At 60.9% G+C, this 19653-nt stretch carries 13 protein-coding genes and 2 tRNA genes; 10 read left to right on the forward strand and 5 right to left on the reverse strand.

Going from position 1 to position 19653, the window contains the following annotated elements:
- Nucleotides 1-271: 271 nt before the first annotated feature.
- The 3 genes from QYQ93_RS03480 to QYQ93_RS03490 all read left to right on the forward strand — a co-directional run bounded on the left by QYQ93_RS03480 (nucleotide 272) and on the right by QYQ93_RS03490 (nucleotide 4877).
- Nucleotides 272-1459: an ATP phosphoribosyltransferase regulatory subunit gene (locus tag QYQ93_RS03480; protein ID WP_338476339.1), complete on the forward strand. Its 1188-nt coding sequence runs from the start codon at nucleotides 272-274 to the stop codon at nucleotides 1457-1459.
- Nucleotides 1460-1513: 54 nt separating this feature from the next.
- Nucleotides 1514-2803, forward strand: a complete 1290-nt coding sequence (locus tag QYQ93_RS03485) for an adenylosuccinate synthase (protein WP_043047871.1) — start codon at nucleotides 1514-1516, stop codon at nucleotides 2801-2803.
- 139 nt (nucleotides 2804-2942) lie between these two features.
- Nucleotides 2943-4877, forward strand: coding sequence for a methyl-accepting chemotaxis protein (locus tag QYQ93_RS03490; RefSeq protein ID WP_043047869.1), 1935 nt, complete (start codon nucleotides 2943-2945; stop codon nucleotides 4875-4877).
- A gap of 91 nt (nucleotides 4878-4968) precedes the next feature.
- Here QYQ93_RS03490 and QYQ93_RS03495 read toward each other — a convergent pair whose 3' ends face one another.
- From QYQ93_RS03495 to QYQ93_RS03510, 4 genes are all read right to left on the reverse strand, one after another.
- Nucleotides 4969-6522, reverse strand: a complete 1554-nt coding sequence (locus QYQ93_RS03495) for an ABC transporter permease (protein ID WP_043047868.1) — start codon at nucleotides 6520-6522, stop codon at nucleotides 4969-4971.
- A complete protein-coding gene (locus tag QYQ93_RS03500) occupies nucleotides 6522-7547 on the reverse strand; it encodes an iron ABC transporter substrate-binding protein (protein WP_124399131.1) in 1026 nt (341 codons plus the stop codon). The genes QYQ93_RS03495 and QYQ93_RS03500 overlap by 1 nt, the downstream gene beginning before the upstream one ends.
- 144 nt (nucleotides 7548-7691) lie before the next feature.
- Nucleotides 7692-7778: transfer RNA gene (locus tag QYQ93_RS03505), tRNA-Leu, on the reverse strand.
- A gap of 154 nt (nucleotides 7779-7932) precedes the next feature.
- Nucleotides 7933-8019, reverse strand: a tRNA-Leu gene (locus tag QYQ93_RS03510).
- A 225-nt stretch (nucleotides 8020-8244) separates the two neighbouring features.
- On the opposite strand from QYQ93_RS03510, the gene rnr reads away from it, so the two are divergent.
- The 7 genes from rnr to dnaB all read left to right on the forward strand — a co-directional run bounded on the left by rnr (nucleotide 8245) and on the right by dnaB (nucleotide 15521).
- Nucleotides 8245-10878 carry a ribonuclease R gene (gene rnr / locus QYQ93_RS03515; protein ID WP_043047866.1) on the forward strand — a complete coding sequence of 878 codons (2634 nt, stop codon included), beginning with the start codon at nucleotides 8245-8247 and terminating at the stop codon, nucleotides 10876-10878.
- Entirely contained in the window at nucleotides 10875-11630 is a 756-nt protein-coding gene (gene rlmB / locus QYQ93_RS03520; protein ID WP_021493242.1) for a 23S rRNA (guanosine(2251)-2'-O)-methyltransferase RlmB, read from the forward strand. Before rnr ends, rlmB begins: the two co-directional genes overlap by 4 nt.
- Nucleotides 11631-11941: 311 nt before the next feature.
- Nucleotides 11942-12358, forward strand: coding sequence for a 30S ribosomal protein S6 (gene rpsF, locus QYQ93_RS03525; RefSeq protein ID WP_005784250.1), 417 nt, complete (start codon nucleotides 11942-11944; stop codon nucleotides 12356-12358).
- A 28-nt stretch (nucleotides 12359-12386) separates the two neighbouring features.
- On the forward strand, nucleotides 12387-12617 hold the full coding sequence (gene rpsR, locus QYQ93_RS03530; protein ID WP_002551829.1) for a 30S ribosomal protein S18: 231 nt from the start codon (nucleotides 12387-12389) through the stop codon (nucleotides 12615-12617).
- Nucleotides 12618-12653: 36 nt separating this feature from the next.
- A complete protein-coding gene (locus QYQ93_RS03535) occupies nucleotides 12654-13547 on the forward strand; it encodes a hypothetical protein (RefSeq protein WP_043047864.1) in 894 nt (297 codons plus the stop codon).
- 18 nt (nucleotides 13548-13565) lie between these two features.
- Nucleotides 13566-14012 (forward strand): 50S ribosomal protein L9, encoded by a 447-nt coding sequence (rplI, locus tag QYQ93_RS03540; protein ID WP_003171376.1) that lies wholly within the window; start codon nucleotides 13566-13568, stop codon nucleotides 14010-14012.
- A 111-nt stretch (nucleotides 14013-14123) separates the two neighbouring features.
- A complete protein-coding gene (gene dnaB, locus QYQ93_RS03545) occupies nucleotides 14124-15521 on the forward strand; it encodes a replicative DNA helicase (RefSeq protein ID WP_003188079.1) in 1398 nt (465 codons plus the stop codon).
- Between the two features lie 7 nt (nucleotides 15522-15528).
- Here dnaB and QYQ93_RS03550 read toward each other — a convergent pair whose 3' ends face one another.
- Nucleotides 15529-19521: a dermonecrotic toxin domain-containing protein gene (locus QYQ93_RS03550; RefSeq protein WP_338476340.1), complete on the reverse strand. Its 3993-nt coding sequence runs from the start codon at nucleotides 19519-19521 to the stop codon at nucleotides 15529-15531.
- Between the last annotated feature and the right edge of the window lie 132 nt (nucleotides 19522-19653).

Raw genomic sequence — 19653 nt, forward strand, 5'->3', positions numbered from 1 at the left:
GCACTCCGTCGGGCGGCTAAAATGCCTGGCGGGGTGCTCCTTTCAGAAAACGGGTGTATGATGCGGCAGCCGGGAAATTCCCGGCTTTTTTGCGTCTGCATGTTTGATTCGGCAGGCGTGACAGGTTTTTCGAGGAAAGTGCCCGACGAGGCCGGTTACAGGCCATTCGTCACGTCGCTCTTGCGCGTGGTTTATGCAGGGGGCGGGTATTTTCTGCTTCACTCAAGGTTCGGCCGAGGGCTGGCCGCCCGGATCATAGGGGAATGGCGTAATGGCAACGGTAGACCGCTGGCTGCTGCCAGATGGCATCGAAGAAGTACTGCCACCAGAAGCTGCGCGCATTGAAATAGCGCGTCGCCAGGTGTTGGATCTGTTCCAGAGCTGGGGTTACGAGTTTGTCGTGACTCCCCATATCGAGTACCTGGAATCCCTGCTGACCGGCGCGGGCCAGGACCTGGATTTGCGTACCTTCAAGGTCATCGATCCGCAATCGGGCCGGCAGATGGGGTTCCGTGCCGACATCACGCCGCAAGTGGCGCGCATCGATGCGCACACTCTGCGCCGCGAAGGTCCAACCCGCCTGTGCTACGCCGGCAGCGTGCTACATGCCCAGCCGCGTGCCTTGTCGTCTTCCCGTAGCCCGATCCAGTTGGGCGCCGAGTTGTACGGCGATGCCAGCCCGAGCAGCGACGTTGAAGTGATCAGCCTGATGCTGGCCATGCTGCAACTGGCTGACGTGCCGGCTGTGCACATGGACCTGGGGCACGTCGGTATCTACCGCGGCCTGGCCCGTGCGGCCGGGTTGTCCGGCGAAGTAGAGCAGCAGTTGTTCGATGCCCTGCAACGCAAGGCCATCGATGAAGTGGTCGCCCTCACCGAGGGTGTACCTGCGGATCTGGCCGGCATGCTGCGTGCGCTGGTGGATCTGTGCGGTGGCCGTGAAGTGCTGTCGGCTGCACGTGAGCGCCTGGCCAAGGCGCCAGCGCCGGTATTGGCCGCGCTGGATGACGTGCTGGCAATCGCCGAGCGCCTGTCGGCGCGGTTCCCGCAGCTGCCGCTGTATTTTGATCTGGGTGAGTTGCGCGGCTACCACTACCACACCGGTGTGGTGTTCGCGGTATTTGTCCCGGGTGTTGGCCAAGCCATCGCCCAGGGTGGTCGTTATGACGATATCGGCGCTGACTTCGGTCGTGCGCGTCCGGCCACTGGTTTTTCCACCGATTTGAAAACCCTGGTGACCCTGGGGCGTGCTGAGGTCGAGCTGCCGTCTGGTGGCATCTGGATGCCCGACAGTACGGACGCAGCGCTCTGGCAGCAGGTTTGCCAGTTACGCAGTGAGGGTCAGCGTGTAGTCCAGGCCTTGCCTGGGCAGCCATTGGCCGCCGCCCGTGAAGCGGACTGCGACCGGCAATTGATTCAGCAGAACGGGCTTTGGCAAGTAACGCCACTGGCTTCTTGAGTTTTCCTGCCGGCCATCGCCGGCACCAAGTTTGCGCGAATGAGGACAAGTGTTATGGGTAAGAATGTCGTAGTCCTGGGCACCCAATGGGGTGATGAGGGCAAAGGCAAGATCGTTGATCTGCTGACCGAACATGCTGCCGCCGTAGTGCGCTACCAAGGTGGCCACAACGCTGGCCACACCCTGGTCATCGATGGCGAAAAAACCGTCTTGCACCTGATCCCCTCGGGCGTACTGCGCGAAGGTGTGCAGTGCCTGATCGGCAACGGCGTGGTGGTCGCACCTGATGCCCTGCTACGCGAGATCATCAAGCTGGAAGAGAAAGGCGTGCCGGTGCGTGAGCGCCTGCGTATCAGCCCGTCCTGCCCGCTGATCCTGTCCTTCCACGTTGCGCTGGACCAGGCCCGTGAAAAGGCCCGTGGCGAGCTGAAGATCGGTACTACCGGTCGCGGTATCGGCCCGGCCTACGAAGACAAGGTAGCCCGTCGTGGCCTGCGTGTAGGCGACCTGCTCAACATGCCGCGCTTTGAAGACAAGCTGCGTGAACTGGTGGATTACCACAACTTCATGCTGGTGGGTTACTACAAAGAGCCGGCCATCGAGTTCGAGAAGACCCTGGCCGAGTGCAAGGAATACGCTGAACTGCTCAAGCCGCTGATGCTGGACGTGACCGCCGAGCTGCATGACCTGCGTCGCGCCGGCAAAGACATCATGTTCGAAGGCGCCCAGGGTTCGCTGCTGGACATCGACCACGGTACCTACCCGTACGTCACCAGCTCTAACACCACCGCTGGCGGCGTCGCCACAGGTTCAGGCGTTGGCCCGATGTTCCTGGACTACATCCTGGGCATCACCAAGGCCTACACCACCCGTGTCGGTTCGGGTCCATTCCCGACTGAGCTGTTCGACGACGTCGGTGCACACCTGGCCAAGCAAGGTCACGAGTTCGGCGCAACCACCGGCCGTGCTCGCCGTTGTGGCTGGTTCGACGCCGTTATCCTGCGTCGCGCTATCGATGTGAACAGCATCTCGGGCATCTGCCTGACCAAGCTGGACGTCCTCGACGGTCTGGAAACCATCAACATCTGCATCGGTTACAAAGATGCAGAAGGCAACGATGTCGCTCCGACCGACGCCGACAGCTACGTAGGCCTGCAGCCTGTGTACGAAGAAGTGCCAGGCTGGACCGAATCGACCGTGGGTGCCAAGACCCTGGAAGAACTGCCAGCCAACGCCCGTGCCTACATCAAGCGTGTTGAAGCGTTGATCGGCGCACCGATCGACATTATTTCGACGGGCCCGGACCGCAACGAAACCATCGTGCTGCGTCACCCGTTCGCTTAATAAGCTGTTGATGTAAAAAGCAAAGGGCTCCTTCGGGAGCCCTTTGTCGTTTCTGTCTGGCAAGCGGCACGACCCTTGCTGTGTTTCTCTCTTTCGCGGTGCTATCAATTTAATGGCACCCGTGGTGGAGGGATTCCCGATGTCTGCCGTTCTCTCATTGTTACAAAGCCGGCTGTTGCGGCCGGTCTTCGTTACCCTTGGTATCGCTCTTTTGGTGCAAGTGCTGGTCGCCGTCGCTCTGACGCGGAGCACGGTCACTGCACTGGAGGCCGATTTGAGCAATCGCCTGGGTATCGACAGCCAGAAGCTGTCTGGCGAATTGGCCCAGGCGGGCAAGGAAGTCACCTCCAGCCTGGACAGCCTGTCGACCAGTACCCGCCAGCGTCTGACGGCGGGGCTTTCCACGCGCTTGCAGGAAGAACAGAAACAGCTGCGTGCGACCCTGGAAAAAGACCTGCAGGACTCCGCCAATGATATGGCGCAATTGTTGGCTTCAGTGGCCCCTCGCGCCATGTGGGACAGTGATGTGCCGACGTTGTCGGAGTTCGCCCGGCGTGCCCAGCGTAACCCCAATGTGTTGTTCGTAGTGTATGACGACGCAGCAGGCGAGCACTTGACCCGTTACCTGAATCGCGAAAACCCGATCAACCAGGCCCTGCTGGCGAAGGGAGCGGGCGAGCGTGCCCTGGATAAAGTGCTGGACGCGGCCAGGACTGACCCTTCCGTGTATTACGTAGAAGCCTCTATCAGCCCCAACGGCGTGGAAATCGGCAAGGTGCGCATGGGCGTATCCACTGCGGCGGTTGAAGCCGATCTGCAAGCATTGGATAAGCGCTTTGCCGCGCTGATTGCCAGCGGTGACCAGCTGGTGGGCGATAGTCTCAAGGGGGCTGCTGCTGACAGTGCCGCCGCCATGGGCGCCAGGTTGCAATCGGCGCAGGCCACAGCTACCCAAATGACCGCCAATACCGCCAGTGCCGTGCAGGAAGCTGCGAGCACCCTGCGCTGGCGCATCGGCATGGGCCTGGCATTGGTGGGCCTTGGCGTGCTGCTGCTGATCGCCATCGTACTCGGTCGGCGCGTGGTCAATCGCTTGAAGCTGCTGATCGCGGCCATGGATGACCTGGCGGCAGGCGAGGGTGATCTTACCAAGCGCGTGCAGATCAACAGCAAGGACGAAATTGGTGACATGGCCTCTGCGGTCAATCGCTTTGTGGATAAATTGCAACCCATCGTGCGCGAAGCAGGCGACGTGGCCCAGCGCACCGGTGTGGAAATCGGCGCCATGACGTTGCGCAATGCCGGCGCCGATGCTGCTGCTGGCTTGCAGCGTGATGAAGTGGCGCAGAGTTTGCGCGCACTCTCGCAAATGGCCGACGAGGCCCAGGCCGAAAGCCATGCCATGCAGGCAGCCTTGCAACAAGTGGTGGATATTCGCCAGGCCACGGATGAAAATTCGCGCACGTCGGCCGAAGTCGGCAGCTTGATCGAGGCGTTGGCAGGGCAGGTCCAGGCCGGCTCCCAGGTTATCGAGCGCCTGGCCCAGCAAAGCGAGCAGATCGAGGTGGTGTTGACCGTGATCCATGGCATCGCCGAGCAAACCAACCTACTCGCCCTCAACGCAGCCATCGAAGCAGCCCGCGCCGGTGAGACCGGTCGTGGGTTCGCAGTGGTGGCGGACGAAGTGCGTGCATTGGCCAGTAAGACCCAAAGCTCCACTGGCGATATCCAGGCGCATATCGTGGCATTGCAGCAGGGCGCGCGTGAGGCGGTGGAAACCATTGGTAAGGCTGGGCGCCAGGCCAATGAAGGATTGCTGGTGCTGCGCGACAGCGTGCGCTTGCAACAGACGGTCCAGGCATCGGTGGAGCAGGTGCACGCGGCCATCGGCCTGGCGACTCGTGCAGCCGAGCATCAGGCCCAGGGCGCCCATGCAGTGCGCGGGCGGGTGGAGGTAATCCATGCCCAGGCCGAGCGTGCGGCGCAGGCGGTAATAGAGACGACGGCCAGTGGCAAGGTGCTCGATGGGTTGGCGGCGCAGTTGAAGGCGAGCCTGGGGCAGTTCAGGGCTTAGTGTTGCCTGTGCCGGCCTCATCGGGAGCAAGCCCCCTCCCACACTTGGAATGCGTTCCGATGTGGGAGGGGGCTTGCTCCCGATAGCGATCTCAGCGACTCAGATACATCCGAGTCGTGAGCAAATACACCGGCAACCCCGACACCAATATCAACAACGCTGCATAAGGCGCCGCCGCCGCAAACTCCACATTCGAGGTATGTGCCCAAACGGCAGTCGCCAAGGTATTCAGCCCGGTTGGGCTCAACAGCAACGTCGCCGTCAATTCCTTCATCGCATCCAGAAACACCAGTGCAAATGCCGCCCCCAACGCCGGGAAGATAATCGGCAACGTCACTCGGCAAAACGCACTGAACGACGAAGCGCCCAACGTGCGTGCTGCCTCTTCCAATTGCGGTGCGGCCTTGTTCAGCGCGGTGCGAATCGGCGCCTGGGCCAAGGGCAAGAACAGCAGCGCATAAGCGATCAGCAGCAACGCCGAGGTCTGGTACAGCACCGGCACGTAGTGCAGGGCGAAATACACCAGGGTCAGCGCGATCACCAGGCCGGGCAGGGCGTGCAGCAAGTAAGGCAGGCGCTCGGCCCAGATCGCCAGTTGACCTTTGTAGCGCACCACCAGCAATCCCACCGGCACCGCCAGCGCCAGGCACAGAGCTGCGCCGCCCAGGGATAGTGCCAGGGAGGACAGCAGCGCCTCACCTATCTCTGCCATCGGAAACGCCGCAGATGAGCCTACCGCCAGCCAGTAACCGAGCATCCCCAATGGAATGCCACTGCCGATGATTGCCAGCGCCAGGCAATACACCTGACCCAATAACGCCCACTTGCCCAGTTGGACCTGTCCGGCATGTCGCGCCGCACCCTGGCCGATGCGCACATGCCGGCCTTTGCCGCGCACGCGCAACTCCAGCCACAGTAGGGTCAGGCACATCACCAGCAGCACCGCCGAAAGCATCGCGGCATTGGCATTGCTGAATTCCAGTTCGAATTGCTGGTAGATCGCTGTGGTGAAGGTCTGCAGGCCGATGATCGACAGCGCGCCGAACTCCACCAGCATATGCAGGGCGATCAACAACGCCCCGGCCAGCAACGACGGCCACAGCAGCGGCAAGGTGATGCGAAAGAACACGCCCCAGCGATTCAGCCCCAATGTGCGGGCGGATTCTTCCAGGGACGGGTCGAGGTTGCGTAAGGTTGCCGCCACCGGCAAAAACACCAGCGGGTATTTGGACAGGCTCATCACCAGGATTGCGCCGCCGAGCCCCTCGAAGTTGGCGCTCAACGACACCCAGGTAAAGCTGCTGACAAATGCCGGCACCGCAAACGGCAGGCACAGGATCACGCCCCAGAGGCGCCGCCCTGGCAGGCTGCTGCGCTCCAGCAGCCAGGCCAGGGACAGGCCGATCACGCCACAGGCCACCGTCACGCCGACCATCAGCGCGAGGGTGTTGCGCAGCAGGCCAAAGACATACGGCCGCCACAACAGATGCACCGCCTCTGCCCAGCCGGCCTGCCAAGCCTTGAGCCCGACATATGCCAGTGGCAGCAGGCTCAGGCCAACCAGCAATAGCACCGGCAGCAACAGCCAGATCGAAGGGCGTTTGCGCCGGGGGCTGAATGCGCCGGTCGTCAGCGACGGGTTCATCAGTTCAAGCCAACATCACGTTCCAGCTCCAGTGCTTCCTCAGCATTGCCAAGGTCGGCCGGAGTGACTTTCGGCGGTTGCAGCTCGCTGAAGGGCTTGAGGCCACGGTTGGATTCCATGCCCTTGCGCAGCGGGTACTCGGCCGAGGTGTTGGTGATCACGCGCTGGCCTTCTTCGCTGGCCATGAATGCCAGCAATTGCTGAGCTTCCTTGGGATGCTTGCTGGATTTCAGTGCGGCAGCGGAGGACACGGTGATCAGGCCGCCGGCATCGCCATCAGTGAAATAGTGCAGTTGGGAATCCAGGTTGGTTTTTTCCTTCTTCAGGGCAAACCAGTAATAGTTATTCACCAGCACGGTGGCCACTTCGCCATTTTCCACGGCCTTGAGGGCGACCATATTGTTGCTGTACACCTTGCCGAAGGCGCGCAGGCCGGTCAGCCACTCTTCGGCAGCTTCGCGACCGTGCAGCTTGATGATCGCCACCGCTTGCTCCTGGAAGGCGCCGCTGGTGGGTACGAAGCCGACCTTGCCTTGCCACTCGGGGCCGGCGAAGTCCAATACCGACTTGGGCAGGTCTTTTTCAGCAATCAGTTTTGGGTTGAAAGCCACGACGCGGGTGCGGGCGGTCACGCCCATCCAATCGCCGTTACGGCCGACGTAATCTTTGGGCAGTACATCCAGGGTGCTGGCATCGATCTTCGCCAGCAAGCCTTGCTCGCCGAGTTTGTTCAGTGGCGGCGACTCTTCGGTATAGATCACGTCGGCAGGGGAACGGTCACCTTCTTCGACGACCTGGCTGGCCAACTGATTGCTGCTGCCTTTACGCACGTTAACGTGAATGCCAGTCTTGGCTTCAAAGGCTTTGGCGAGTTCATCGCCGACTTCCTTATGTTGGCCGTTGTACAAGGTCAGGGCGATCTTGTCGGCGGAGTAGGCGGCGGGCGAGAGCAGTGTCAGGCCGAGCAGGGTGAGGCTCAGGCCGCGCAGAAGGGATGTTGTGAGACGGTTATCGCGGATCATCATCCGAAGTGTTCCTCGCTATATGCAACAAATCATTGCAAGGATAAACGATAAAACTTCTCATGTGCGGATGAGCGGGCAAATCACTGGGGAGTTTTTCAAGCGTCAGAAACGAAAAAACCCGCTTTCGCGGGTTTGATCTGAATTTGGTGCCCAGGAGAAGACTCGAACTTCCACGACCTTGCGATCACCAGCACCTGAAGCTGGCGTGTCTACCAATTTCACCACCTGGGCATTATCTAACAACGTTGCCGCTGTCGATGGGGCGAACTATACGGCGGCCTTTTTGATCTGTAAACCCCTGATTCGAAAAATATAAATCAATTTTTCCGTTAAAAATCAAAGGCCTGAAACGAAAAAACCCGCTTTCGCGGGTTTGATCTGAATTTGGTGCCCAGGAGAAGACTCGAACTTCCACGACCTTGCGATCACCAGCACCTGAAGCTGGCGTGTCTACCAATTTCACCACCTGGGCATTATCTGACAACGTTGCCGTCGTCGATGGCGCGCACTATACGGAGCGATATTTGCGCTGTAAACCCCTGCCATCAAAAAAGCCTGGAAAATTTCGCCAATGGTCGTGCAAGGTGCGCGCCGGGGGTCGCAAAAGGCTTTTAAACGCTTGTTGATACCTGAAATTTCCCGTTTCAATACGCGTATGCCAAACTAACCCACATATAGACAAGGTGAAAACTCTCTAATGGCCGATTGGCAGTCCCTCGATCCCGAGGCCGCTCGTGAAGCGGAAAAATATGAAAACCCTATTCCTAGCCGCGAACTGATCCTGGCGCACCTCGCCGATCGTGGTTCGCCTGCTAGCCGCGAGCAGTTGGTCGAAGAATTCGGTCTGACCACCGAAGACCAGCTCGAAGCCCTGCGCCGCCGCCTGCGCGCCATGGAGCGCGACGCGCAACTGATCTACACCCGCCGCGGCACCTACGCACCGGTAGACAAGCTCGACCTGATCCTGGGCCGCATCGCCGGCCACCGTGACGGCTTTGGTTTCCTGATCCCGGACGACGGCAGCGACGATCTGTTCATGAGCCCTGCGCAAATGCGCCTGGTGTTCGATGGCGACCGTGCCCTGGCGCGCGTTTCCGGCCTCGACCGTCGCGGTCGCCGTGAAGGCGTGATCGTCGAAGTGGTGTCCCGTGCCCACGAGTCCATCGTCGGCCGTTACTTCGAAGAAGGCGGCATCGGCTTTGTGGTGCCGGATAACCCGAAGGTCCAGCAGGAAGTGCTGATCACGCCGGGCCGCAATGGCGCCGCCAAGGTGGGCCAGTTCGTCGAGGTGAAGATCACCCATTGGCCGACTGCGCGTTTCCAGCCCCAGGGCGATATCGTTGAAGTGGTCGGCAACTACATGGCGCCGGGCATGGAAATCGACGTTGCGCTGCGCACCTACGATATTCCTCACGTCTGGCCTGAGGCGGTACTCAAGGAAGCCGCCAAGCTCAAGCCGGAAGTCGAAGACAAAGACAAAGAAAAACGCATCGACCTGCGTCACCTGCCGTTCGTCACCATCGACGGCGAAGATGCCCGCGACTTCGACGATGCGGTCTACTGCGAAGCCAAGCCCGGCAAACTGCGCCTGTTCTCCGGCGGCTGGAAGCTGTTCGTCGCGATTGCCGACGTGTCCAGCTACGTGAAGATCGGTTCGGCCCTGGATAACGAAGCCCAGGTTCGCGGCAACTCCGTGTACTTCCCTGAGCGCGTCATCCCGATGCTGCCTGAGCAGCTGTCCAACGGCCTGTGCTCCCTGAACCCGAAAGTCGACCGCTTGGCCATGGTGTGCGAGATGACCATCTCGAAAACCGGCGAGATGACCGACTACCAGTTCTACGAAGCGGTGATCCACTCCCAGGCACGCCTGACCTACAACAAGGTCAGCACCATCCTGGAAACACCGAAGACCAGCGAAGCCAAGGCCCTGCGCAGCGAATACGCTGGCGTGGTTCCACACCTCAAGCAGCTCTACGCGCTGTACAAGGTGTTGCTGGGTGCCCGTCATACCCGTGGCGCGATCGACTTTGAAACCCAGGAAACCCGGATTGTCTTCGGTTCCGAGCGCAAGATCGCCGCTATCACGCCGACCACCCGTAATGACGCGCACAAGCTGATCGAGGAATGCATGCTGGCGGCCAACGTGGCCACCGCCGAATTCCTGAAAAAGCACGAAATTCCAGCGTTGTACCGGGTGCACGACGGCCCGCCGCCGGAGCGCCTGGAAAAGCTGCGCGCGTTCCTCGGTGAGCTTGGCCTGTCCCTGCACAAAGGCAAGGACGGCCCGACGCCGAAGGATTACCAGGCCCTGCTGGCCAGCATCAAGGATCGTCCGGATTACCACGTGATCCAGACCGTGATGCTGCGCTCGCTGAGCCAGGCGGTATACAGCGCCGACAACCAGGGCCACTTCGGCTTGAATTACGAGGCGTATACCCACTTCACCTCGCCGATTCGTCGCTACCCGGATTTGCTCACGCACCGGGCGATCCGCAGCGTGATCCACTCCAAGCAGAACACCCCGCACGTCAAGCGCGCCGGTGCCATGACCATTCCGAAGGCACGGATCTATCCGTACGACGAGGCGGCCCTGGAACAGCTGGGCGAGCAGTGCTCCATGAGCGAGCGCCGCGCCGACGAAGCCACCCGTGACGTAGTGAACTGGCTCAAGTGCGAGTTCATGAAGGATCGCGTGGGCGAGACGTTCCCGGGTGTGATCACCGCCGTGACCGGCTTTGGCCTGTTCGTCGAGCTGACCGACATCTACGTCGAGGGCCTGGTGCACGTCACCGCCTTGCCGGGTGACTACTACCACTTCGACCCTGTGCATCACCGCCTGGCGGGCGAGCGCACCGGGCGCAGCTTCCGCCTGGGCGATACCGTGGAAGTGCAGGTCATGCGCGTCGACCTCGACGAGCGCAAGATCGACTTCGGCATGCCTGACAAGCCCGCAGAACCGGCTGGCCGTAAAAAGCGTGGCAGTGAAACCGCAGCCCCGGCGACCAAGGGCAAAGGGGCACCTGCGAAAGCGGCAGTCGCCGAGCCTGCACCGGCCAAGTCCGGTCGTCGCTCTTCTGCCAAGGACAAGGCCCCTGAAGCCTACCGCCCAAGTGATGCCGCGGCGAAAAACGCCGAGCTGCGCAAGAGCCGCGAGTTGAAGCAGCAGTTGCTCAACGAAGCCAAAAGCGGTGGTAAAGCGGCGTCTGGGGGAAAGTCCCAAGGGGCGGAAAAACCGTCGAGCAAGCCGAGTAAACACCGTAAAGGCCCGCCGAAAGCGGGTTCGGCCCCCGCCAAAAGCAGCGGGTCGCGCAAACCTAAGGCCAAGTCATGAGTCTGGAAAAAATCTACGGCGTACACGCCGTAGAAGCACTACTGCGTCACCATCCCAAGCGCGTCAAGCAGGTGTGGTTGGCCGAAGGCCGCAGCGAGCCGCGTGTACAGGCGCTGGTCGAGCTGGCCACGCAAAACAAGGTGGCCATCGGCCAGGCCGAGCGTCGTGAAATGGACGTCTGGGTCGAAGGCGTGCACCAGGGCGTGGTGGCGGACGTCAGCCCAAGCCAGGTCTGGGGCGAAGCGATGCTCGACGAGCTGCTCGACCGCACCGAAGGCGCGCCGTTGCTGCTGGTGCTGGACGGCGTGACCGACCCGCACAACCTCGGCGCCTGCCTGCGTTCGGCGGACGCCGCCGGCGCGCTGGCGGTGATCGTCCCCAAGGACAAGTCAGCGACCCTGACACCCGTAGTGCGTAAAGTCGCCTGCGGTGCGGCGGAAGTGATTCCATTGGTGGCCGTGACCAACCTGGCGCGCACCCTGGAGAAGCTCCAGCAGCGTGGCTTGTGGGTCGTGGGTACGGCAGGCGAGGCCGAGGTCAGCATCTATGACCAGGACCTCACCGGCCCGACCATCCTGATCATGGGCGCCGAAGGCAAAGGCATGCGTCGCCTGACCCGTGAGCATTGCGATTACCTGGTGCACTTGCCGATGGCCGGTAGTGTCAGCAGTCTGAACGTGTCGGTTGCAACGGGTGTATGTCTGTTTGAGGCCCAGCGTCAGCGCGGTGCCAAGGTCAAGGCCAAGAAGTAATCCCGAGCCTGGCACAGAACCAAAATGTGGGAGGGGGCTTGCTCCCGATTGCTGGAGTTCAGTCACATCACCTGTAACTGACCCACCGCTATCGGGAGCAAGCCCCCTCCCACATTTAGTTTTGTGGTGTTTGGGAGATTGTTCAAATAATCACCAATCACCTTGCGCCGCTTCTCCCCCTTCTCTACAATTGCGCCCCTTGCCTTCCTGGCAGGCACGCATGTGCCTCCCCTGCGGCAAGATCCATAAGTGTCATTCACTCCTTGTCTGACCGTTTTTGAGCGGCAGGCTACAACCCGTAAGGAGCATTCATGCGTCATTACGAAATCATCTTTTTGGTCCACCCGGATCAAAGCGAGCAAGTCGGCGGCATGGTTGAGCGTTACACCAAGCTGATCGAAGAAGACGGCGGCAAAATCCACCGTCTGGAAGATTGGGGCCGTCGTCAACTGGCCTACGCAATCAACAATGTTCACAAGGCTCACTACGTGATGCTGAACGTTGAGTGCACTGGCAAGGCCCTGGCCGAGCTGGAAGACAACTTCCGCTACAACGATGCAGTGATCCGTAACCTGGTCATCCGTCGCGAAGAAGCCGTTACCGGCCAATCCGAGATGCTCAAGGCTGAAGAAAACCGCAGTGAGCGCCGTGAGCGTCGCGACCGTCCTGAAGAAGGCGCTGATGATAGCGCTGATGACAGTGACAACAGCGATAACGCTGACGAGTAATCCACGGACCTTTTAAGGAGCCTATCAAATGGCACGTTTCTTCCGTCGTCGTAAATTCTGCCGTTTCACCGCTGAAGACGTGAAAGAGATCGATTACAAAGATCTCAACACTCTGAAAGCCTACGTATCCGAGACCGGCAAAATCGTTCCAAGCCGTATCACCGGTACCAAAGCACGTTATCAGCGTCAGCTGGCCACCGCTATCAAGCGCGCCCGCTTCCTGGCCCTGCTGGCCTACACCGACAGCCACGGCCGCTGAGACCGGGCAGTCGACAAGTAGTAAGGGATTGAATGCATGCGCGCCTTAGCTGAGTTCATCATGCGCGGTCGCGTGCAGGCCACTCTGGTAGTGGCTGGCTGTGCGGCATTGCCGTTGCTTTATTGGTTGGGTGCTGCCGCAGGTTGCCTTGTGCTGCTGCGGCGCGGTTTGAAGGACGCCCTTGGCGTTCTTGCCCTGGGTTTGTTGCCGGCCTTGATCTGGTGGCTGCAAATGGGTGATCCACGGGTACTTCTGGTACTGCTGGGGTCATCGAGCCTTGCGTTGGTTCTGCGCGCAAGTGAGTCCTGGGTCCGCACGCTGCTGGTCAGCGTGGCATTGGGGTTGGTGTACTCAGTGATGCTTGGCGCGGCTTTCCGCCCGCAAATCGAGGCGCTGTCGCAGGAGATCGTCAAGATCCTGCCGTTGGCCCTCGGGGATCTCTACCAGCAGTTGTCGGTAGATGAGCGAGCGCGGTTTGCGTCACTGATTGCCCCGGTCCTGACCGGCCTGATTGCGGCATTGTTGCAGGTCGTCAGCGTGCTGAGCCTGATTCTTGGGCGTTACTGGCAGGCGTTGTTGTACAACCCGGGTGGTTTTGGTCGCGAGTTTCGCAGTATCAGAATCCCGGCGGGGCCGGCGATGTTGCTGCTGGCGTGCATGGTTGTCGGGCCGAACTTCGGCCCACAGATGGCCTTGCTGGCGCCGATTTGCAGCGTACCGCTGGTGTTTGCCGGGCTGGCCCTGATCCATGGGCTGGTTGCGCGCAAGCGCCTGGCCAGGTTTTGGCTGGTGGGGTTGTACGTCACGCTGTTGCTGTTCATGCAGCTGATCTATCCGTTACTCGTGGTCTTGGCCATTGTCGACGGCCTGATTGATTTTCGCGGTCGTCTGGCGTCGAAAGACGCCGATAACGCGAACGGTGAAGGTTAAAAGTTAGAGGATTTTCACATGCAACTGATCCTTCTGGAAAAAGTCGCCAACCTGGGCAACCTGGGCGACAAAGTGAACGTTAAGGCCGGCTACGGTCGTAACTACCTGCTGCCATACGGCAAAGCCACCGCTGCAACCGCTGCCAACCTGGCTGCGTTTGAAGAGCGTCGTGCTGAGCTGGAAAAAGCCGCAGCAGACAAAAAAGCTTCGGCCGAAACTCGCGCTGCCCAACTGGCTGAGCTGGAAGTGACTATCACTGCCACCGCCGGTGACGAAGGCAAGCTGTTCGGTTCGATCGGCACCCACGACATCGCCGATGCACTGACCGCCTCCGGCGTTGAAGTGCAGAAGAGCGAAGTTCGTCTGCCGAACGGCACCATCCGCAACGTAGGCGAATTCGACGTAGCCGTGCACCTGCACGCCGAAGTTGAAGCCACCGTACGCGTTGTCGTGGTAGCAGCTTAAGCCGCACCTAACTGACTGGCACCTCGCGTGCCAGGCGGTTAACATCGGGCACGATCCTGTTTACAGGTCGTGCCTTTTGTTTTTCTACACACCCTTAAATTCCAAGTGGCCATGAACGAAATCTCCGCTCCTGAGCAATACGATCTGCAAACCGCTGCCCTGAAGGTGCCGCCGCATTCCATCGAGGCCGAACAGGCCGTGCTCGGTGGTTTGATGCTGGACAACAACGCCTGGGAACGCGTGCTGGATCAAGTCTCGGACGGTGACTTCTATCGCCATGACCACCGCCTGATCTTCCGCGCCATCGCCAAGCTGGCTGACCAGAACTCACCGATCGACGTGGTGACCCTGGCCGAACAGCTGGACAAGGAAGGCCAGACCTCCCAGGTCGGTGGCCTGGGCTACCTCGGTGAGTTGGCGAAAAACACGCCGTCCGTCGCCAACATCAAGGCCTATGCGCAGATCGTCCGCGAGCGCGCCACCTTGCGCCAGTTGATCGGCATCAGCACCGAGATCGCCGACAGTGCCTTCAACCCCGAAGGCCGTACCGCCGCCGAGATCCTCGACGAAGCCGAGCGCCAGATCTTCCAGATCGCCGAAGCGCGGCCCAAGACCGGTGGCCCGGTCAGCGTCAACGACCTGCTGACCAAGGCCATCGACCGTATCGACACCTTGTTCAACACCGATGCGGCCATCACCGGTATTTCCACCGGCTACACCGACCTCGACGAAAAGACCAGCGGCCTTCAGCCGTCCGACTTGATCATCGTCGCCGGCCGTCCATCCATGGGTAAGACCACCTTTGCGATGAACCTGGTGGAAAACGCCGTACTGCGCAGCGACAAGGCGGTGCTGGTGTATTCCCTCGAGATGCCAGGCGAATCGCTGATCATGCGTATGCTCTCGTCCCTGGGGCGTATCGACCAGACCAAAGTGCGTTCCGGCCAACTGGAAGACGACGACTGGCCGCGCCTGACCTCGGCGGTCAACCTGCTCAACGACCGCAAGCTGTTCATCGACGACACCGCCGGTATCAGCCCGTCCGAAATGCGTGCGCGTACCCGCCGCCTGGTGCGCGAGCACGGCGACATCGCGCTGATCATGATCGACTACCTGCAGTTGATGCAGATCCCGGGTTCCAGCGGTGACAACCGTACCAACGAGATTTCTGAAATCTCCCGGTCCCTGAAAGCCCTGGCCAAGGAATTCAACTGCCCGGTGGTGGCCCTGTCCCAGCTCAACCGTTCCCTGGAACAACGGCCCAACAAGCGCCCGGTGAACTCCGACTTGCGTGAATCCGGAGCGATCGAGCAGGATGCCGACGTCATCATGTTTGTGTACCGCGACGAGGTGTACCACCCCGAGACCGAGCACAAGGGCATCGCCGAGATCATCATCGGCAAGCAGCGGAACGGCCCCATCGGCTTTATCCGCCTGGCGTTCATCGGTAAGTACACGCGCTTCGAAAACCTGGCGCCGGGCAGCTACAACTTCGACGACGACGAATAGCCAAGCGTCAATCGGCCTTGCTGAACAGCTGCTTGATCATCTTTTCGTCGTAACCATAGTCCCAGCGCAACTCCGTGCCGGCCGCCATCTCCTCGGTGGCAAAGAAAGCGCTCAGGCGCAGGCGCATCCGCGACTCGTCAGCGGTCAGCACATCGACCACAAAGCCGGCATCTTCGACGTTATAGCCGGTGCTGGCTTGCCTGGCGGGTATGCCGTTGTTGTACTCGAATATCGTATTGATCCTCGACAGTAGGTTGTCGCCCGAGAAACTCAGGAAAGCACTGACCATTTTCGGCGTCGGCGTGCTGCCTTTTTGTGCGCCCGGTTGCACCCACGTGTGCACATCAAGCAGATAGGGATCGCGACGCTGCTGGGCAATTCGCGAGGGCACCAGCTCGCCGCCGTACACCCCCAGTGTTTCGCCCTTGGCAATAGCTCTGGTGGTCACCACTGTGGATTGGCCGAGCAGGCTGGCCTCTTCGGGAAACTTCTGATGTGCTGCGGTGAAGGGCACTACCTTCAACTTTTCGTCGTACAGCGCCGCCACTTTCTCAAAACCTTCCCACTCGATGAACGGCATGATCAACGCCTTGCCATAGGGCGTGCCCCTTCTTGAGCGTCCGGTGGCCTGGATTGATTTGATTCGCAGCGGCCGTCCTTCGGTATCGCGCAAAGGGTAGCGGCCATTGTTGGCGCGATCGAATACGCCGAGGTGATTGACGCTGTGCTGGTAGCTGGCCGACGAGCGCATGTGCTGCAGTTCGTCCGCCGTATACACGATGGCGCCTTCGTCGGCCGACTCATAATCCGTGGCGGGTTCGGCAGATGCGAAGGTTTCGCTGGAGTCGCCTGGCGTCGTGCCTTCGAAATCAGGCATCGGTACGCCACCGAACGGCGTGGCGACGGTGCCGTCCAGCTCCCAACCACCCTCGCTGCGCTTGCGCACATAAGGCTGGTAGGCCCTGAACTGGCTGCGTGCGTCGATCAGGCGCCAACCACTGTCATCGGGCTGTACCCGGTAGTATCTGGCGTTATCCAGCAGGTAATAGCGATAGCTGCCGTCGGGCAGGACAGGCGCCTGATAGATGCCATCCGCCCTCAGCGTGAGCCCCGCTGGCGGTGCGGGCTCGGCAAATGCGGGTTCGATCCGGTGCCGCATGGGAAACGAATCGCTGCGTTTGAATGATGCACGCTTGGCAACCAAACCCTCGGCCATGCTCTTCTGGCTGGCTTTACGCATGGCCTGCTTGAGAGTGCTTGCCTGGGCCTGGTGCAGTACGTCGTTGAGTTCGGCGGGCGGCAACGTGCGGCTGATGGCAGTGGGCAGGTCACTGGGTTCGGCCAGCGCCCGGCCCTGGCTATCTTGTGGGCGATAGTGCTGGCCTTCGCGGATGATCAGCAAGCGCTGGCTGGCGTCGCCCGTGCCGCTGCTGCATAGCAGCGGGCCACTGGTGCCGATGTCGCGTACCTCCAGGCGGCGCGAGACGGGCCAGCCGGGCAATTGTTCCAGGGCTGCGAGCATCAGTTCCGGCGTTTGCGGCGTGGCCATTGAGTCCAGGTGCAGGCTGGCGAGCAGCCGGCTGGCCTCGGCCTGTTGCAGGTACTGGTCGGCTTCCCAGTGTTGTTGTCGGGTCAGGCTTTTCTCGAGTAGCAATTTGCGTCGCTGTTCGGGGCTGAGTACCGAGGCCATTTCTTCGACCTGGCTGGTCGGCAAGTCCGGGACCAGCTTGCCGATCTCCTGCTCAACGCTGTTGCCGGGTTGCTTCAGCGTCTTTTCCAGCCAGGTCAACAGGCGGTGTGAATGCTCAGGCACCGCTTGGCTCAAGCGCTGGGCCAGGTTCTCGATGTTGGTCCGTTGCTCAGCGGGTTCGGCGGGCAGCAGCTCGTTGAATTCAGCCGTGGGTAGGGCGTCCTTCAGGCAATACAATAATTCGCCCTTCCTGAAGCGCGCCAGCGGCACCTTGATGGCTCGCGTGCCACCGCCAAGACTGATCAGGTTCTTGCCCTGGTCATCGACGATATTCACCACTCGGTCGCGGGGCCATTCGGGGAGGAAGCAGACCTCATGGAGTTGGATATAAGGTGTGCAGGGCGTGAGTGTCGAACCCTCGGCGCGATCTGCGTCGAAGTTGTTGATCTCCTCTTGCAGGTTGAACTGTTTGAGCGTTTCGCGCAGCTGCGGTGGTGGGCGCAGCGACTCCTGGTGAGTCCGGCGCAGGGTGCTGCTGTTGGCGCCGCCGACCAACAGCAGTGGCTCGACCTGGCCCTGGGTGATGTTGGTGGCGTCTGGTCCGAGGCGTTTGATCAGCTTGAGATCATCCCAGTCCCGCGGCGTCTCGTGGGCATGCCGCCAGCCACCGCTGCCGTTGCTGTGCAGAGGCGGGGTGTAGGCGTCGGGATCGCTGGGGTGCTGCAGTTGCCATTGCTGGCTGCCAGCGTCGCGCTGGATGGCATGCAGGTGGTCGTCGAGCTTCACATAGGCCTGCCCTGCGTGTGCGTACACGCCGTCGGCATCGGCGGGTAAGCCTCCGGGCAAGGTGCTTTCCAGATGGCGGTAGGGTGCAAGGTCCGGGTTCCACAGGCGTTCACGCCCACCGCGCAGCCTGACCTTGACCAACCCGGCGGAAAAACCCACCGCCTTGACCGCGCCAGCGGTGATGGCGGTGGTAGTGGCCGCGTCCACCACATCCATCAAATCGTCGAGGGCTTCGTCGCTGTCGCCCCGGCTCCAGGCGGCAAAACCGTTGTAGACGGTGCCGAGCAATTGCGCCGCACTGACTGCCAATAAGACCTCGCCGACGATCGGCACAAATGAGGCGGCGAAGAACAGCACCGACTTTCCCAGCTCCAGATAGGACTGCAAGCGCTTTTGCCGGCTGGCCAGGTCTGCGTCCGCAGTGGGCACTACCAATGCGCGCGCGTCCTGTTTGATTTGCTCGATGCGGTGGCGGGTGATGGCCAGGAACACATGGCCGCGGATGGCGGTATATGTCATGGGTTTGGCCAGGCTGGCCGGTATCAGTTTGCCGGTAGCCCCGACGGAGAACCAGTCTCTCCAGGCGGGTCGTACCTCGAGCAGGGTATCGCGATGATGCAGGGGCACCAGGCGCTTGAAAAACGCCAGGTAGCCGGGTGTGTTGCTCAGTCGGTCCGCCAACTGCTGGTTCAAGTCTTCCTCGGACGAGTGCAAGCGCAAGGGGGCCGCTGGATCCTCCGGCACGTAGAGCAACTGTTGCGGGTTGTCGCTGCCCCATTCGAACACCAGCACGTTGGGCAGCACGACCGTGTCGAGGGTAAGGTGGCTGCAGCGCAACTGTGGGTGGCTGCCGTCGCGCGCCAGTGCAAGCAACTGATCATAGCGTTCTTGGACCAGCACATTGTTCAGTCGCGCCAAATGCAGCGACACCGCGAGGCTGTGCTTTTCTTTTTCGACAAACAGCATGCGCACGTGCGAGGTCATGGTCAGGGTATGGGTGGTGCCCAGTACCTGTTCAACGTGATACTGGTAATACCGGCCGATATCCAGATCGCGGCACAGTTTGGCCATTTGCTGCGGTGTCACGGGGCTGAGCTGGCGGCCACCTCCGGCCTGGGTGTAGATGCCCGAGCCGGCCTCGATACCCTTGCCTTCGGCTTCGTCCGCTTCGAAGTTTTGTAGCGCTACCTCCAACAGGCTCTGCTCCGTAGTGCCTGCGGCCGTCTTGACCAGGCCCAGCAAGTGTTGGTGCTTCCATTTGCGCACCAGGAGCGCGGACTCATCGATCCGCTGGCCGGGAAACTTGCGTTGCAGGGCTTGCCTGAGCATGGGCCGCGCATAGGCTTCCGGGCTTTTGAGGCTGTGCAGATAGGCCTTGAGATCATGCCTGGCCTTATTGCTCTTGCGCAGGCTTTCACGCAACGCTTTGCGCAACTCCTTGGGCGCAAGCGTCAGCCAGGCCGGCAGTTGGGTGCGAATAAAGGCTGCGTGAGTCGAAAACGCAGGCGTGGGGTTGCTGGTCATCAGGGGCTCCAAATGGATAGTCATTTGGGGCCAGCCTATCCAGGGTTTTCGTCGCTGAAGGTTATCTACTTGTTACCCGCACGCCCGCAAAAGCTGGGCGCCCGGCGCGGAGGGAGACGGCCAGGATTAAAG

Source organism: Pseudomonas khavaziana, from assembly GCF_036704165.1.
Lineage (GTDB): Bacteria > Pseudomonadota > Gammaproteobacteria > Pseudomonadales > Pseudomonadaceae > Aquipseudomonas > Aquipseudomonas khavaziana.